This window comes from Exiguobacterium qingdaonense (assembly GCF_018617855.1).
Taxonomy (GTDB): domain Bacteria; phylum Bacillota; class Bacilli; order Exiguobacteriales; family Exiguobacteriaceae; genus Exiguobacterium; species Exiguobacterium qingdaonense.
Genome location: NZ_JACSKY010000001.1, coordinates 539,105 through 555,289, shown reverse-complemented (window position 1 = coordinate 555,289; position 16,185 = coordinate 539,105). Strand labels below are relative to the sequence as shown.

The following is a 16,185-nucleotide window of genomic DNA, read 5'->3' as shown; positions in this document are numbered from 1 at the left end:
GGAGTTGCCTTTTTCTGTCGAAAGGAGCGGTTCAGGTGAAGTTAATCTATGAACGAACCCCGTCCATCGAACGAGCGATGCTCGTGGATGGAGAACGATTACTCGAAGTCGAAGAACGGTTCGTCGACCAGCTGTCGGTCGGCACGATCATCGAGGCTGCAATCGAACGGATCCATCCGTCACTTGGGGCGGCTTTTTTGACGAATGGAGAAACGACATTTTTCCTGCCGATCGCAGAGACACTCCGTGCGCTCGCCTCGTATCCAAAGGTACCGGCAATCGGACAGGCTGCCGTCGTCGGGGAAAAACGACTCGTCCAAGTGACGAAGGAAGGCATCAACGGTAAGCATCATAAAGTGACAGAGAATATCCGATTCGGGGGAAGATACCTTGTCTACTTCCCGTTCGGTCGTCGAAAACTATTCAGTCGAAAGCTCGACCTCGTCACGCAGGACCGCCTCTCGAAAGCGTTTGAACTATCAGAAGAGGAAGGGGTCCTGTTTCGGACGGAAGCCGGACAAGTGGCACCGAATGCGCTACAGGAAGAACTCGACCTGCTCCGTGACCGTTCAAAAACCGTGCTCGGTCAACGTTACGGACAAGACGAGTTGTTGTGTGAACACTTCGTAAGGCGTCATGCGGTCGAATCGGTCCTTCTGAACGATAAAGAGGGACAGATGCGACTCGAACGATTGGACGTCCCCGTAAAACGTCATATCGGGAAAGGGAGGATGCCTGAGTCGAAACGACTCGACGGAGCGATTGAAAAACTTGAGAGTCGTGCCGTCTGGTTAGATGGCGGGGCATTCGTCCTGATTGAACAGGTGGAAACGATGACGGTCATCGATGTGAACAGCGGGAAAAACGTTGCCGTCAAAGATAAAGGGCGCGCGGCCGACACGATCAATGAAGCGGCCCTCTATACGATTATGGAACAGTTGCGCCTGCGGAATATCGGTGGCATGATCGTCATCGATTTCTTACGAGGTTCAAAAGAAGGACAGACCCGTCTCCTTAAAAAAATGAAAGAACTCGGTGCGCGTGATCTCCGGCGTGTCGAAGTGCACGGATTCACACGGATGGGGTTGTTCGAGTTGTCGCGAGAGCGGACCGGGCGCTCGATTCAAGACCGGATGACACATGCCGGCAAACCATCGAAATTGGCCATCTTCTCACAGTTTGAACGGGCACTCCTCGATTTGAACGGGCAGTATGAGGCGGTCGTACTCTCTCTCCCGAAGAAGTGGCATGATACGTCCTGGAACGGATTTGACATCGAGGTGTACCTCGTCGAAGGGGAGCCGGAGTTCCTCTTTTACGGAACGTCCACGGAATGTCAAAATTTCTTATCTCGCCGTTGACAATGAATAATCGAGAGTGGTATTATCTATAACGTTAGTTCGTTTGGAAGCACCCAAATGGCTACAACCGCACAGAACGGGTTTTAAAGGCGTTGCCCTGCCCAGGATGGCGAGTCTGAGTTTAACAAGGAGGTGCACGTATATGTACGCAATCATCAAAACTGGTGGTAAGCAAATCAAAGTTGAAGCAGGTCAAGAGATCTACATCGAAAAACTCGATGCCGATGTCGAAGGTACTGTAGAATTCGGTGAGGTCCTTTTCGTTGGTGGTGACGATGTTAAAGTCGGCGCTCCACTCGTAGAAGGCGCTAAAGTTGTCGGTACTGTTGTAAAACACGGCCGCGCTAAGAAGATCACTGTCTTCAAAATGAAAGCTAAGAAAAACTACCGTCGTAAGCAAGGTCACCGTCAGCCTTACACGAAAGTTCGCATCGAGAAAATCGAAGCGTAAGCTATGATTCGGGTCAAGGTAAGACGAGACGAGGCGAAGTCGATTCGCTCCGTCGAAGTGACTGGTCATGCCAACTTTGCAGAACCTGGTTCTGACTTGGTGTGCGCCGGTGTTTCAGCCATCATATTTGGTGCCTATAACGCCGTCGAAACGCTTGCGGGTCAATCGCTTCTTGTAGAAATGGCAGATCAAACAGAGGGTGGTTACTTTTATGTCGAGACATATCCTGACTTATCACCGCAGGATATGGAACGCACCCAACTGTTATTAGAAGGGATGCTCGTGCAGTTAGACACGATCGCCCAAAGTTACGGTGAATATATCCAAATTGAACAATAGGAGGTGGACCTCATGTTACAATTGAACCTTCAGTTCTTCGCTTCGAAAAAGGGAGTTGGTTCGACTAAAAACGGTCGTGACTCAATTTCGAAACGTCTCGGTGCAAAACGCGCTGACGGACAATCAGTTTCAGCTGGATCAATCCTTTACCGCCAACGCGGTACAAAGATTCACCCAGGTGAAAACGTTGGCCGTGGTGGCGACGACACTTTGTTTGCGAAAGTTGACGGCGTAGTACGCTATGAGCGTCTTGGTCGCGACAAGAAACAAGTGAGCGTTTACCCAGTCGCGTAAGTTGAACGACGCAGAAGACTCTAGCCACTTTTTTGGTTAGAGTCTTTTTTTCTAGGAGAGGATCAAATGGATTCAGAACAGACACTCGAGCTCTTATCGACCGTCCGTCACGAATGGATGAATCGGCTTCAATTGATCTCACTCTACGCGGCACTCGATCCGGTTAAGCTTGAGGAGCTTTATGAACGCTATCGGAAACAGGCCGACGAGGAGAGTGCGCTCGTCCGACTGAACGTACCGCAGACGAGTCTTGTCGTGATTCAAGCGAATTGGGAAGGACGATTGACGTATACGATTTCGACCGACCAACTCGCCATCGATGACGCGCGAGTGGCAGAGATGCTTGACCGTTTGTTAAAGTATACGGTCGAGCCGATTCATGTGACGTTCACGGACGGACTGATGGTACGCGTCAAGGGCACTTTGCCGGAAGATGCGTTCACGTCAGCCGATGTGTACGAACAGAACGTAGAGATCACTACGTTTCACATAAAGGAGGGGAAATAAATGTTTGTCGATCAGGTTAATATTTTTGTAAAAGCTGGAGACGGCGGAAAAGGGATGGTTGCATTCCGCCGCGAAAAATACGTCCCGGACGGTGGTCCTGCAGGTGGTGACGGTGGTCACGGAGGAGATGTTGTCTTTGAAGTAGAGGAAGGGCTGCGGACGCTCGTTGATTTCCGTTACTCGAAGAAATTTATCGCCCATGACGGTGAAAAAGGGATGTCAAAAGGGATGCACGGACGTAAAGCGAAGCCGCTCGTCGTCAAAGTCCCACCCGGCACAATCGTGTTTGATGCTGAGACGGATACGGTCATCGCCGATTTGACAGAACACGGACAACAAGCAACGATCGCCAAAGGTGGACGTGGTGGACGTGGGAACTGTCGTTTCGCGACACCGGCCAACCCGGCTCCTGAAATTGCAGAGAACGGGGAACCAGGCCAAGAGCGCGAGTTACGTCTTGAGTTGAAGTTGCTCGCTGATGTCGGACTCGTCGGCTTCCCGTCTGTCGGAAAGTCAACGCTACTCTCGGTCGTCTCTTCGGCACGCCCGAAAATCGGTGCGTACCACTTCACGACGATCACACCGAACCTCGGTGTCGTCAAGACAGCGGACGACCGTAGTTTCGTCATGGCCGACCTTCCTGGTCTCATTGAAGGAGCGAGCCAAGGTGTCGGTCTCGGTCACCAGTTCCTTCGTCATATCGAGCGGACGAAAGTCATCGTTCATATGATCGATATGAGTGGCATGGAAGGACGCGATCCGTTCGAAGATTACACGACGATCAACCGTGAGCTCGAATCGTATAACTTGCGCCTCCTCGAGCGTCCACAAGTCGTCGTGGCGAACAAAATGGATATGCCGGACGCAGAGGAACATCTCGAAGAGTTCAAGAAGAAGGTAGGGGACGATGTCAAAGTCTTCCCAATCTCTGCACTCGCACAAGATGGTCTTCGCAACTTGTTGATTGAAGTGGCGAACTTCGTCGATACGACGCCTGAATTCCCACTCGATGAGCTTGAAGAGAAGACAGCGACGCCTCGTGTCGTGTATCGTTATGAGAAAGAAGAAAAAGGTTATCAAATCCACATCGATGAATACGAGCGTTTCGTGATCACGGGACCACGTATCGAGAAGCTCTTCAAGATGACGAACTTTGACCATGATGAGTCAATCAAGCGATTCGCTCGTCAAATGCGTCAGATGGGCGTCGATGATGATCTTCGTAAGCTCGGAGCCGAAGACGGTAGTGTCGTTGCCATCCTTGACTTTGAATTCGAGTTTGTGGAATAAAAAATTATTTGTTAAGAAGAAACGGAGTGTGAAGCTAACGTGGACCCTGTGCCCTCGTCAAGTTTAATTCTATATGCAGTTTTGATTCTATTGTCAGCGTTCTTCTCGTCATCTGAGACCGCCTTATCGAGTGTGAACCGAGTGCGGATGATTCGAATGTCAGAGGATGGGGATAAACGTGCCAAGCGCGTCCTCAGCCTCGTCGATAATTTCGATGATACGCTCTCGACAATCCTCGTCGGGAACAACATCGTCAACATCGGGTCGGCGACGGTCTCGACTACGATTGCGACTACGATTTTTACCGGAGGGACGGGACTCCTTGTTGCGACGTTCGTAACGACGATTCTCATTTTGATTTTTGGTGAGATTTTACCGAAGTCTCTCGCAAAAGAGTTTGCAGAGAAGTACTCGCTCGCAATCAGCGGGATTCTAGTCTTTCTTGTCAAAGTCCTCAAACCGGTCACTGTTGTGTTCACGGGACTCAAAAATGTGACGTTACGTCTCATCGGTATGAAAGATAAAGAGCCGTCCGTAACAGAAGAAGAGCTGAAAGTGCTCGTCGATATGGGAGAAGAAGAAGGTGTTCTCGGCGAGACGGAGGCTGAGCTTGTGCATAGCGCCTTCGCCTTCAACGATATTACGGTCGACGATGTCTTGACGCCACGAATCGACATTTTGGCCGTCGATATCGATGATTCGCTCGATGAGATCAAGGACACGATTTTCAGTGGTGGTCATTCACGGTTACCGGTCTATAAAGACTCGATCGACAACGTCATCGGTGTCTTGTCGGAACGTGACTTCTTGCGTTCGATGATGAGAGATGAAGTGACCGATGTCCGTTCGCTCATTCGGCCGATCACATTCGTGTCACCGCAGACAAAACTGATCGAACTGCTTCCGATTCTCCAACAGAAACAGTCTCACATGGCTGTCGTCCTCGATGAATTCGGGGGGACAGCAGGCTTGATTACTCTAGAAGATATGCTTGAGGAACTCGTCGGTGACATTTGGGACGAGCACGACGAATCCGTCGTCTATCTCAGACGTCTCCGTGAAGGTGTGTATGAGTGCATGGCCGATATGGACGTCGATGAGTTCGCAGAAGAGATGGGAATCAAAGACCCAGACATCGATTCAAACACAATGGGTGGATGGTTCGTTGAACTGCTCGGTGACATCCCGGAGAAAGGTGCACAAGTCACGTACGAAGACATGACGTTCACCGTTCTCCACGTGGAGAAGCGCCGTGTCCGGAAACTGTTAGTGGAGACTGGACAATCACAGCAAGTCGATATGCAAGAGGTATAAGAAAGGGATGATCCGCTTCAGAGCGAATCATCCCTTTTATTTACACTGATTGACGCTCGATGCGTTCAATCAATTCAAATGGACGAACTTTATAGATGGCATAGGGCATGTACGTCGGGTCAACCGCATCGAGGAAGCGCATCTGGAAGTGCTCTCGTTTGATGTAGTCTCCGACATTTTGTGCATCGACATTGTAGAAGCCGACCTCTTGCGTTTCTCCGATTTGCGGTCTAAGTTCACCCGATACATATTTTGCACGGAATGTGACACCGAGGATGCGGGAGGAAACGTTTTGATAGATTCCAGTAATGCCTTCCACTTCGATTTCAACGCCCGTCTCTTCCATCACTTCACGATGAATGGCGTCGATGAGTGACTCATGCTCTTCGACCTGTCCGCCCGGCATCTCGAACGAGTCGTTCCGATGCATGTTTTTGACGAGAAGGACTTCGCCTGATTCGTTCGTGATGTAAGCTGACACAGCGACGATTGCGCGTGGTGGAGTGTAGTGACCGGTCGGCATCATGAACTCTTCGCTCGATTTGATGTATAGTTCCTTACCGAGCCGAGCCCGCTTTTTCATCGCTTCACGTCGTAATGTACTGCCCCGGTAATCCCGTTCGACTTGCTCATAGTGCTCCCGGTCCCGGTATTCCCACAGCGCCATGACCTCGGATTTGTCTTCCGTCACCCAGCGACCGACGAGACGGGCACCGTGGGACGCTTGGATCGGATAGATATATGTATGGAAAAAGTCGGTGAATTCTTGCAGACGTTCTGGTCGAATCGTATACGTTTTACGGCGATGGAGCATGGTGGTTCCTCCTTTTTCGTTGTGCGGTGTCTTATATGTGTGACCGCGATTCGCTTACATGGTTCTTATTCGACAGATGTGAGCGTTTTCCTTTCCGACAAAAAAAGAATCAGCTCCAGTTAAGCCGATTCTTTCACACGTTTTGGTTGCTGACGAACATGTCGAACGACGAGAATGATCCCGACAGCAAGAGCCAAGAAGGGGAGGACATCGTCCATGAAGGGACCGATCATCCGCCAGTTGCTGCCGAGCATCATCCCCAGATGGATGAAAAGGAAGGACCAGATGGCAAAAATCAATGTCGTCACCATCAAAAACTTTCGGAATGAAAAACGCATGACACCGGCGCTCACGGCAAACAGTTGACGCCAAAAGAGGCTGAGACAGACGATCCAGGATCCATATTTCTCAAACCACTGTTCGGCCCGAAGTTGTTTGTCCCGTGAAATCCGAAAGTAACGATACAGCTTCAAGGCGACGGGACGCCCCCCGTATCGACCGACCCAGTAAAGGCCGATTTGACTGAACGTGAAGGACACCCACGCTAGCAGGAACGTGACAATGAAAGATGCGTCGTGCGAATCGACGAGGAAACCGCCATATGTGAGAACGAGTTCGTTCGGTATGAATTGGATGAAGATACCGATGGGAATGCTGAAGACTCCACAGACGGCGAGTAAGTGATCGAGGGCGTTCATGACGGCTCCTCCTTTCCATCATCATTTTCGGAAGATGTTCCATCCATCAGTATAACGAACATGCTTGAAAAGAAAAAGAAGAGATATCACGCGTGACATCTCTTCAATCTATCTCGGATACGAGAATCCCGAGCCGATCCAATTCTTTTACGGCTGCATCGATTGCCTCTTTATGATCTGATTCGAGCGTATGGATGTGGAGGCCTCCGGTCAATTGCGAGAGCGGCGAGGCACCGTGTGTCTTGACCCGATCGAGGAAGGCACGGACATCACGGCGGCTCTTCACCATGAGTTGACCGGTGATGGACCCGTAGACGGGATGATCGATAATGACATCTTTAATCGTGACCCCTTCATCGACGATGGCGTTCATCTCTGTCTCCATCTCCTCTGGCGTATGGCGACATGCTACTTTTCTCGAATAAGGGGACGGGGTAAGGTCTCCATGCAAATAGACGTACCCGCGAGCGGTCGCTACGATTTGATGACCTTTTGCTTTCAGCAGTGATAAGTCCTGGACGATGACTTGGCGACTGACGGATACATGCCTTGCCAGTTCAGATCCTGTGATCGGGTCAGTGCTCGATTCAATCAGTTGGAGTAAAGTGCGACGGCGTTCTTCACCGGCTAAACGTTTGTTCATGATGTTCGACTCTCCTTGCTAAAGTGACGATGGCATCGGCGAGTGCCGATACGTCTTCGACGGTCGTTTGCGTACCGAAGGAAATGCGGACGAGTCCATGACAGGCGCTCGTTTCATATCCGAGCGCTTCGAGCATGCGGTTCGGTCCGTTTTGACCGGCACGACAGGCTGACCCGGCTGATACTTGGAACCCGTGAGCATCGAGTTCAGTCATCCACCATTGACCATCGCGTCGGTGGGACACGAAAGAAAAGATGGCTGGACTTTGTTCGTCAAACTCGAGCCAATCGACATACGCTGACGTCTTCTCTTTCAAGATAGCACGAAACGTCATGAAATTTCTCTGTAAACGCGTCAATTGATCCTGACGTTCCCCGAGCGCTTTCACGAAGGCGCTAATTCCAGGTACATCAATCGTACCTGGGCGAATCCCATATTGATGATGACCGGGATAATATGGTGGTGGAATCAAGCGTTCCATATAGAGCGCCCCGATTCCTTTTGGACCACCGACCTTGTGGGCACTGAACGAATAGGTGTCGATCCCTTCGACAGAAATCGGAATTTTTCCGAGTGCCTGCACCCCGTCCACATGGAAGAGGATTTTTCTATACTTCAACAGGCATTGGATGTGATGAAGTGGTAACACCCAGCCCGTGTCCGAGTTGACGTGCTGAAATGTGACGAGTCCGATGTCACGGTCTAGTAGGTGCGTGAACGTATCAAAGTCAAATCTCCCCTCCTGTAACTTCAAACGGTGAACGATGACCCCTTCTCGTTCCCACTCATCGAGCAATAAGGCGACCGAGTCATGTTCATGCCATGAAGTGATCACTTCTTTTCCTTTCATCCGTTTCCGTAAACTTGTGAGCGCAATATAGTTACTTTCTGACCCACTTCCGGTAAACAGTAACTTTCCTCGTAAAACGTCAAGCCCGAGCGCTTGTTTGAATAAACGCCGCGCCTCTGTCAAATAATCTTCTGCCGTATACCCTTGTGCATGGAGAGAGGATGGGTTTCCATAAACGTTTTTGGCCATAGCCACGTAATGATCTAATGCTGCCTGTGTCATAGGATGTGTAGCGGCGTAGTCGAAGTATCGGTTCATCATGGACTCCCCTTTTCTAATGTTGTCTTCTACACAAAATTATGCGAAACTAGTTTACAAGTCAACATTACACATGAAATACAGGTGATATACAATTGTCTTTACACAAAGAAAAAGCTGATATTTTGATTATTGGTACAGGGCTAGCGGCTGTCACGACGGCTTTACATATACCAAGCGATCTGTCCGTGATTCTCGTCTCAAAAAGTGAGTTGACAGAGACGAACTCGGATTTGGCACAAGGTGGGATTGCGAGTTCATATCTTGAGGAAACGAGTGAGGCACATAAAGCAGACACGATGTTCGCTTCGAACATGACATCGTGCATCGAGCGTGTTGACATTCTCACAGCAGAAGGTCGTCAAACGATCGAGGAGATGGAACGGTTTGGTGTCCGTTTTGATCGTGATGGAGACGGCTATGATCTCGGTCGGGAAGGTGCGCATCAGACGCACCGAATCTTTCACGCCGGGGGCGACGAGACCGGTCGGCACGTCATGCGACAGTTACGTCGCTCGTTACCGGACAATGTGAAGGTACTTGAACATGTTCTCGTCCATGATCTTGTCGTATGGCAAGGACGTGTGGTCGGTGCGATGGCATTTCAAAGAGAAGAAAGGATCCACATTGAAGCCGGTGCCGTCGTTTTAGCGACGGGTGGGATTGGTGGGCTCGTCGATTGGACTTCAAACGTCCGAACGGTGACCGGCGACGGTCTCGTTCTGGCGAATCGTTGCGGGGCGGAACTGACCCATCTGCAACGAATCCAGTTCCATCCGACGCTACTCGCTACCGAAGAGCCTCGCCTTGTCACAGAAGCGCTTCGTGGCGCAGGTGCAACACTCATTGATGCGGACGGAAGACACGTGATGGCCCACCATCTTCTCGGTAGCCTCGCTCCCCGTGATGAGGTGGCTCGGGTGCTTACTGAACGAAACGGTCCAATCTATCTCGATACGACGAACGTGACGAGGCTTCATGACCGTTTTCCAAAACTCGCGTTGACATGTGACGAGCTCGGAATCGACCTTCGACAAATCCCGGTCCGGCCCGGTCTCCATTTTCACATGGGAGGCATTGAAGTGGATGACATGGGGCGAACGGGTGTCGACGGGTTGTATGCCGTCGGTGAAGTGGCAGACACGGGTGTCCACGGGGCAAATCGATTGGCCTCAAACTCACTACTGGAATGTTGGGTGTTTGGTAAGCGGGTCGCGCAAGCGATTCAATTGAATGATGCGCCTTTTACGACGAGTGAGTCGTTAGCGTACGACATCTCATTTGAGATGTTTCAAGAATTGCGAAGTCAGATTGGCAACTGGCTGACGATTTCACCAAATCTTGAGGAAATGAAATGTTTCTTACAAAATACCCAATCATTGACCTTGACGAAACACGTGACAAGACAATTAAGTGAACAAACTTTACTACTTGATGCGGCACGCCTTTTGGCGCAAAGCATTCTCGGAATGGAGAGACATGATGAACACGATTTATCTACGCGAACAACTACGACAGTTTTTGAATGAGGATATCGGTTATGGTGATTTATCAAGTGCGTTAATTGATGAAGAGGACGAGTCGGTCGCGACGATCGTCGCCAAAGAACAGGGCATTTTCTGTGGGAAGCCAATCGTTCAAGAGCTGGCGACCATGCAGCGACTTGAGTTGGTCTCTTGCCAAGAAGACGGGAGATCGGTTGTCCCTGGAGACGAACTGATCGTCTTGAGAGGGAAGACTCGTGTCCTATTAGAGACGGAGCGCGTGCTGTTAAATTTAATCCAACATGCGAGTGGGATCGCGACGATGACACGGCAATGTGTCGATGCGCTCCAAGACGACTCGATTCACGTGACGGACACACGAAAGACGACACCGGGACTCCGAATGCTTGAGAAGTATGCCGTTCGTGTCGGTGGTGGGTTCAACCATCGACTTCGACTCGATGACGCCGTCATGATTAAAGACAATCACATTGTCGCCCTCGGAGGTGTGGCCGATGCCGTCTATGCGGCGCGTGCCCGAGTCGGTCACACGACGCCAATTGAGGTTGAGGTCGAGTCGTTCGAACAGCTGATGGAAGCGATTCAAGCCGACCCGGACATCGTGATGCTCGATAATCGGACACCCGATGAACTGCGAGAATGGGTCCAGCATATTCCGGACCATATCACCATCGAAGTGTCTGGCGGCATCACGCTCGACACGATTGCCGACTATCAAGGGATTCGCATCGATGTCATCTCACTCGGTCAGTTGACCCACTCGGTACGGGCGCTCGATTGCAGTATGAATTTACAAGGAGGAATGAAACATGCAACTACTCGGAACACTCCCACCGACGTACGCTAATCTGTCAGTGGAGGAAATGGAGGCGCGGATTCAAGCGGTCAAGGACCGACTCGGGACACGTCTCTTCTTACCGGCGCATCATTATCAAAAAGACGAGGTCGTCCAATTCGCAGACGCGACAGGAGATTCGCTCCAACTCGCTCGACTCGCGGAACAGATGAGCGAGGCAGAGTTCATCGTTTTCTGCGGTGTTCACTTCATGGCAGAAACGGCGGACATGTTGACGCGCGACGACCAAATCGTCGTCTTGCCCGATATGCGTGCCGGGTGCTCGATGGCGGACATGGCGGATATCGATCAGACGGAAGTCGCTTGGGAAGAGCTGACCGAGCGTTTCGGTGAAGGGATCATCCCGATTACATACGTCAATTCAACAGCGGCCATCAAGGCGTTCGTCGGACGACATGGCGGGGCGACCGTCACATCGTCGAACGCACATGAAATCGTAAAATGGGCGCTTGAGGCAGGCGAACGTATCCTCTTCCTTCCCGATCAGCATCTCGGGCGGAATACGGCGTATGACCTTGGCATCCCGCTCGAAGCGATGGCCGTCTGGGATCCGCTCCGTGAAGAATTGGTCGCGGAAGGGGACGACGAAGAAGTGAAAGTCATCTTATGGAAAGGACACTGTTCCGTCCATGAGAAGTTTACGGTCGCGCAAATTGAAACGTTTCGTGAACGTGAACCGGACCGTCGCATCATCGTCCATCCGGAGTGTACGTTCGATGTCGTGCAGGCAGCGGACGAGGCAGGATCGACTTCTTATATTATCAACAAGATCGACGCGAGCGCTCCGGGTACAAAATGGGCGGTCGGAACGGAAATGAACCTCGTCAACCGTTTGACGGCAACGTACCCACACCTCGATATCGTCTCATTGAACCCGTTCATGTGTCCGTGTCTCACGATGAACCGAATCGACCTACAACATCTACTTTGGGCGCTCGAGTCGCTCGAGACGGACCCTGTTAACATCATTCGCGTCGATCATGAGACGACAGAGTTCTCGAAACGTGCGCTTGAACGTATGCTCGCGAGGTAATTGCTTCAGGACAGGTGAACGCCTGTCCTTTTTTCGTGCCGTCCGTTATGGTACAATGAATGCAGTTTTTCCGACCGAAAAGGAGATTACACCGTGATTGAATTCGTAAAAGGACCCGTCGCCTATGTGTGTGCGGAATATATAACGTTAGATGTCTCGGGCGTCGGCTACAAAGTACATGTGCCTAACCCGTTTTTTTATCGTGAACAAGACGAACATGTAATCGTGTTTACGCATCATTACGTCCGTGAAGATCAACAGACACTATACGGTTTCCGGTCACGTCGCGAGCGGGAGCTGTTCAATAAACTCCTCGGCGTCAGCGGGATCGGACCGAAAGGGGCGCTCGCCATCGTCGCGTCCGGCGATATCGATGCGTTGATTGATGCGATTGAAACCGAGAATGAGAAGTATTTGACGAAATTCCCTGGAGTCGGAAAGAAGACGGCCAAACAAATGGCCCTCGACTTAAAGGGCAAGCTATCCGAACTCGCACCAGATTACGTGCCGAACGAAGGATTGTTCGCCCAAGGGGCATCCGAACTCGATGAGGCGTGTGAGGCGCTCGTCGCCCTCGGATATTCTGAACGGGAAATCGCAAAAGTACGCAAAGCGTTGAGTGGAGAAATCTTGACGACCGACGCGTACATAAAACGTGCGCTACAGCTGTTACTGAAATAAGGAGGAAGCTATGGACGAACGATTGTTGTCACAATCTCACCAGCAATATGAAGACTCTGAAGAGTGGAGCTTGCGTCCGCAGCGCTTCGAGCAATATATCGGCCAAGAAAAAGTGAAAGGCAATTTGTCAGTCTTTATCGAAGCCGCCAAGCTTCGTAGTGAGACGCTCGACCACGTGTTGTTATATGGTCCACCTGGACTCGGGAAGACGACGCTCGCCCAAATCATCGCCAACGAGATGGGCGTCGGGATCAAGACGACCGCCGGACCGGCAATCGAGAGACCAGGTGATTTGGCGGCGATTCTATCGACGCTCGAGCCAGGAGATGTGTTGTTCATCGATGAGATTCATCGATTGAGCCGGACGATCGAAGAAATTCTCTATCCGGCGATGGAAGATTACTGTCTCGACATCGTCTACGGACAAGGGGAGATGGCACGCAGCGTGCGCATCGATTTACCACCGTTCACGCTCGTCGGGGCGACGACACGGGCAGGAATGTTGTCTGCGCCGCTCCGGGACCGCTTCGGCGTCACGCTGAAACTTGAATATTATGAAGCGCATGAACTCGCCGCTATCGTCAGCCGCACGGCCCAACTGTTCCGCCTCTCGATCTCACCTGAGGCGAGCGGCGCGATTGCGAAGCGCTCGCGAGGGACGCCACGAATCGCGAACCGTCTGTTGCGTCGTGTCCGGGACTTCGCACAAGTTGCCGGAACGAAAGAAATCGATCCCGTACTCGCATCCGATGCGCTCGACCGATTACATGTCGACGCGCTCGGACTTGATGAAGTCGACCACCGTCTGCTTCGTGCCATGGTCGAGCGGTTCGGAGGTGGACCGGTCGGGCTCGAGACGCTCGCCGCGACAATCGGTGAGGACGCCCAGACGATTGAGGACGTCTATGAACCCTTTTTATTGCAACAAGGGTTTTTACAGCGAACACCGCGAGGGCGGATGATCACACAGTTTGCCAAATCACACTTTGGATATGAAAAGGAAGAGGAGTAAGGTATGCAAGACATTCAATTGAACGTAAATGACTATGATTTTGAGTTGCCAGAAGAGTTGATTGCCCAAGTCCCGTTACTTGACCGGACGAGCTCCCGTCTCCTCGTGTTAGACCGCGAGACGGGGGACATCGAGCATCGTCATTTCCGTGACGTACTCGACTACTTACATGCGGGAGATGCGCTCGTCGTCAACGATTCTCGTGTCTTACCGGCACGTCTCTTCGGATCAAAGCAGGAGACGGGTGGGAAAGTCGAGCTTCTCTTGTTGAAGCAGACAGAGGACGATGTATGGGAAGCGCTCGTCAAGCCGGCGAAAAAAGTCCGTATCGGGTCCATCGTCGAGTTCGGTGACGGTCTCCTCCGTGCGGAATGCGTCGAAGAACTCCCAGAAGGTGGCCGCCGTTTCAAATTTGACTACGACGGGATCTTTTATGAGATTTTAGACGAGCTCGGGACGATGCCGCTCCCGCCGTACATTCGCGAACAACTTGATGACCAAGACCGTTATCAGACGGTATATGCACGAGAACGTGGAAGTGCGGCCGCACCGACAGCGGGTCTCCACTTCACGGAAGAGTTGCTCGAGGCGGCGAAGGAGAAAGGTGTGCACTTGATTCCGCTCACGCTGCACGTCGGTCTCGGGACGTTCCGTCCGGTGACGGCCGATTCAATCGAGGAACATACGATGCATAGTGAATATTTCGAGTTGTCTGAGGAGTCTGCGACAGCGCTCAGAGATGTCCGGGCGAATGGCGGACGCATCTTCGCCGTCGGGACGACATCGACACGGACGCTTGAGACGATCATGCGAGACCATGGGGACTTCGTCGAGTCATCGGGCTGGACGGATATCTTTATTTTCCCTGGCGTCGAATTGAAGGCGATCGATGGGTTGATCACGAACTTCCATCTTCCTAAATCGACACTCGTCATGCTCGTTTCGGCGTTCGCGACACGCGACATCATCTTACACGCTTATCGGACTGCGGTCGCAGAACGATACCGCTTCTTCAGTTTTGGAGACGCGATGCTCATCACGAGGAAGGAAGTAACAAAATGACAAAACACGCAGTCACATACGAACATATCCACACTTGTAAACAGACCGGAGCGCGGCACGGAATCGTCCATACGCCGCACGGGTCGTTCGAGACGCCGGTCTTCATGCCGGTCGGGACGCAGGCGAGCGTCAAGACGATGGCGCCGGAACAGATTAAAGATATGGGTGCAAACATCATCCTATCGAACACGTATCATCTTTGGGTTCGCCCAGGACATGACGTCATCAAACAAGCGGGCGGTCTGCATAAATTTATGAACTGGGACGGGGCGATTCTCACGGACTCCGGCGGATTCCAAGTGTTCTCCCTTGCCGACCTCCGAAACATCCAAGAAGAAGGCGTCCACTTCCGTAACCACTTGAACGGCGACAAGTTGTTCTTGTCACCAGAAAAAGCGATGGAGATTCAAAACGCGCTCGGGTCGGACATCATGATGGCATTCGATGAGTGCCCGCCTTATCCGGCGACACATGAGTACATGAAGAAATCGGTCGAGCGGACGAGTCGTTGGGCGGAACGTTGCCTCGAGGCACACGAGCGTCCAGAGGACCAAGCGCTCTTTGGAATCATTCAAGGAGGGGAGTACGAGGACCTTCGTCGTCAGAGCGCCCAAGACCTCGTCTCTCTCGACTTCCCGGGATATGCGGTCGGTGGTCTATCGGTCGGTGAACCGAAAGACGTCATGTATCGTGCCCTCGAATTCACGACACCGCTCATGCCGGAAGACAAACCGCGCTATTTGATGGGCGTCGGCTCACCGGATGCGTTGATTGAAGGGGCGATTCGCGGAATCGATATGTTCGACTGCGTCCTCCCGACACGCATCGCACGGAACGGGACACTCATGACGTCGAAAGGTCGCGTCACGATCAAGCAAGCGAAATACAAGACGGACTTCGGTCCAATCGATGAGAAGTGTGACTGTAACACGTGCAAGAACTACTCACGTGCATACGTCCATCACTTGATTCGTGCGGACGAGACGTTCGGTCTTCACTTATGTACGACGCATAACCTTCACTTCCTCGTGAAGTTGATGGAACAGGTGCGTCAAGCGATTCGCGAGGACCGCCTTCTCGACTTTAAAGAAGAGTTCTTTGAAGAATATGGTTACAACAAGCCGAACGCCAAGAATTTCTAATAAAACGTGTCGGACATTGTGTGACATTGTTTCAGTTTCACGGTATAATGAACCTGATATTGAAGGAAAGGGTGA

Annotated in this window: 18 protein-coding genes and 1 other annotated feature; of the genes, 14 read left to right on the top strand and 4 right to left on the bottom strand. The window is 51.6% G+C overall.

Annotated elements, in window-relative coordinates; all coding sequences use genetic code 11:
• Positions 1-35 precede the first annotated feature (35 nt).
• The 7 genes from KNP00_RS02805 to KNP00_RS02775 all read left to right on the top strand — a co-directional run bounded on the left by KNP00_RS02805 (position 36) and on the right by KNP00_RS02775 (position 5,556).
• The gene (locus tag KNP00_RS02805) at positions 36-1,361 is read left to right on the top strand and encodes a ribonuclease E/G (RefSeq protein ID WP_215142012.1); all 1,326 of its coding nucleotides are present in this window, start codon (positions 36-38) and stop codon (positions 1,359-1,361) included.
• A 55-nt stretch (positions 1,362-1,416) separates the two neighbouring features.
• Positions 1,417-1,488, top strand: a sequence feature (ribosomal protein L21 leader region).
• Between the two features lie 15 nt (positions 1,489-1,503).
• Positions 1,504-1,812 (top strand): 50S ribosomal protein L21, encoded by a 309-nt coding sequence (rplU, locus tag KNP00_RS02800; protein ID WP_015881153.1) that lies wholly within the window; start codon positions 1,504-1,506, stop codon positions 1,810-1,812.
• A gap of 3 nt (positions 1,813-1,815) precedes the next feature.
• A complete protein-coding gene (locus tag KNP00_RS02795) occupies positions 1,816-2,151 on the top strand; it encodes a ribosomal-processing cysteine protease Prp (RefSeq protein WP_015881154.1) in 336 nt (111 codons plus the stop codon).
• A 12-nt stretch (positions 2,152-2,163) separates the two neighbouring features.
• Positions 2,164-2,445: a 50S ribosomal protein L27 gene (gene rpmA, locus KNP00_RS02790; RefSeq protein WP_215142010.1), complete on the top strand. Its 282-nt coding sequence runs from the start codon at positions 2,164-2,166 to the stop codon at positions 2,443-2,445.
• Positions 2,446-2,511: 66 nt separating this feature from the next.
• Positions 2,512-2,952 carry a Spo0B domain-containing protein gene (locus KNP00_RS02785; RefSeq protein ID WP_215142008.1) on the top strand — a complete coding sequence of 147 codons (441 nt, stop codon included), beginning with the start codon at positions 2,512-2,514 and terminating at the stop codon, positions 2,950-2,952.
• Positions 2,953-4,242: a GTPase ObgE gene (gene obgE / locus KNP00_RS02780; protein WP_215142007.1), complete on the top strand. Its 1,290-nt coding sequence runs from the start codon at positions 2,953-2,955 to the stop codon at positions 4,240-4,242. It begins immediately after the preceding gene.
• A gap of 39 nt (positions 4,243-4,281) precedes the next feature.
• The gene (locus KNP00_RS02775) at positions 4,282-5,556 is read left to right on the top strand and encodes a hemolysin family protein (RefSeq protein ID WP_215142005.1); all 1,275 of its coding nucleotides are present in this window, start codon (positions 4,282-4,284) and stop codon (positions 5,554-5,556) included.
• Positions 5,557-5,596: 40 nt separating this feature from the next.
• Here the strand turns inward: KNP00_RS02775 and KNP00_RS02770 are convergent, their stop codons facing one another.
• The 4 genes from KNP00_RS02770 to KNP00_RS02755 form a co-directional block, all read right to left on the bottom strand.
• Positions 5,597-6,370: an NUDIX domain-containing protein gene (locus KNP00_RS02770; protein ID WP_215142003.1), complete on the bottom strand. Its 774-nt coding sequence runs from the start codon at positions 6,368-6,370 to the stop codon at positions 5,597-5,599.
• Between the two features lie 119 nt (positions 6,371-6,489).
• Entirely contained in the window at positions 6,490-7,068 is a 579-nt protein-coding gene (locus tag KNP00_RS02765) for a DedA family protein (RefSeq protein WP_215142001.1), read from the bottom strand.
• Between the two features lie 103 nt (positions 7,069-7,171).
• Positions 7,172-7,711: a transcription repressor NadR gene (locus tag KNP00_RS02760; RefSeq protein WP_215141999.1), complete on the bottom strand. Its 540-nt coding sequence runs from the start codon at positions 7,709-7,711 to the stop codon at positions 7,172-7,174.
• Positions 7,689-8,819 (bottom strand): cysteine desulfurase family protein, encoded by a 1,131-nt coding sequence (locus tag KNP00_RS02755; RefSeq protein ID WP_215141997.1) that lies wholly within the window; start codon positions 8,817-8,819, stop codon positions 7,689-7,691. The genes KNP00_RS02760 and KNP00_RS02755 overlap by 23 nt, the downstream gene beginning before the upstream one ends.
• Before the next feature lie 95 nt (positions 8,820-8,914).
• On the opposite strand from KNP00_RS02755, the gene KNP00_RS02750 reads away from it, so the two are divergent.
• The 7 genes from KNP00_RS02750 to tgt all read left to right on the top strand — a co-directional run bounded on the left by KNP00_RS02750 (position 8,915) and on the right by tgt (position 16,110).
• Positions 8,915-10,348 (top strand): L-aspartate oxidase, encoded by a 1,434-nt coding sequence (locus KNP00_RS02750; protein WP_215141995.1) that lies wholly within the window; start codon positions 8,915-8,917, stop codon positions 10,346-10,348.
• Entirely contained in the window at positions 10,302-11,171 is an 870-nt protein-coding gene (nadC, locus tag KNP00_RS02745; protein WP_215141987.1) for a carboxylating nicotinate-nucleotide diphosphorylase, read from the top strand. Before KNP00_RS02750 ends, nadC begins: the two co-directional genes overlap by 47 nt.
• Positions 11,134-12,213, top strand: a complete 1,080-nt coding sequence (gene nadA / locus KNP00_RS02740; RefSeq protein WP_215141985.1) for a quinolinate synthase NadA — start codon at positions 11,134-11,136, stop codon at positions 12,211-12,213. Before nadC ends, nadA begins: the two co-directional genes overlap by 38 nt.
• Before the next feature lie 93 nt (positions 12,214-12,306).
• Entirely contained in the window at positions 12,307-12,894 is a 588-nt protein-coding gene (gene ruvA / locus KNP00_RS02735; RefSeq protein ID WP_214779100.1) for a Holliday junction branch migration protein RuvA, read from the top strand.
• A 10-nt stretch (positions 12,895-12,904) separates the two neighbouring features.
• Positions 12,905-13,906 (top strand): Holliday junction branch migration DNA helicase RuvB, encoded by a 1,002-nt coding sequence (gene ruvB / locus KNP00_RS02730; RefSeq protein ID WP_215141983.1) that lies wholly within the window; start codon positions 12,905-12,907, stop codon positions 13,904-13,906.
• An 18-nt stretch (positions 13,907-13,924) separates the two neighbouring features.
• Positions 13,925-14,968: a tRNA preQ1(34) S-adenosylmethionine ribosyltransferase-isomerase QueA gene (queA, locus tag KNP00_RS02725; protein ID WP_215142282.1), complete on the top strand. Its 1,044-nt coding sequence runs from the start codon at positions 13,925-13,927 to the stop codon at positions 14,966-14,968.
• Positions 14,965-16,110, top strand: a complete 1,146-nt coding sequence (gene tgt, locus KNP00_RS02720) for a tRNA guanosine(34) transglycosylase Tgt (RefSeq protein WP_215141981.1) — start codon at positions 14,965-14,967, stop codon at positions 16,108-16,110. Before queA ends, tgt begins: the two co-directional genes overlap by 4 nt.
• The last annotated feature ends 75 nt before the right edge of the window (positions 16,111-16,185 follow it).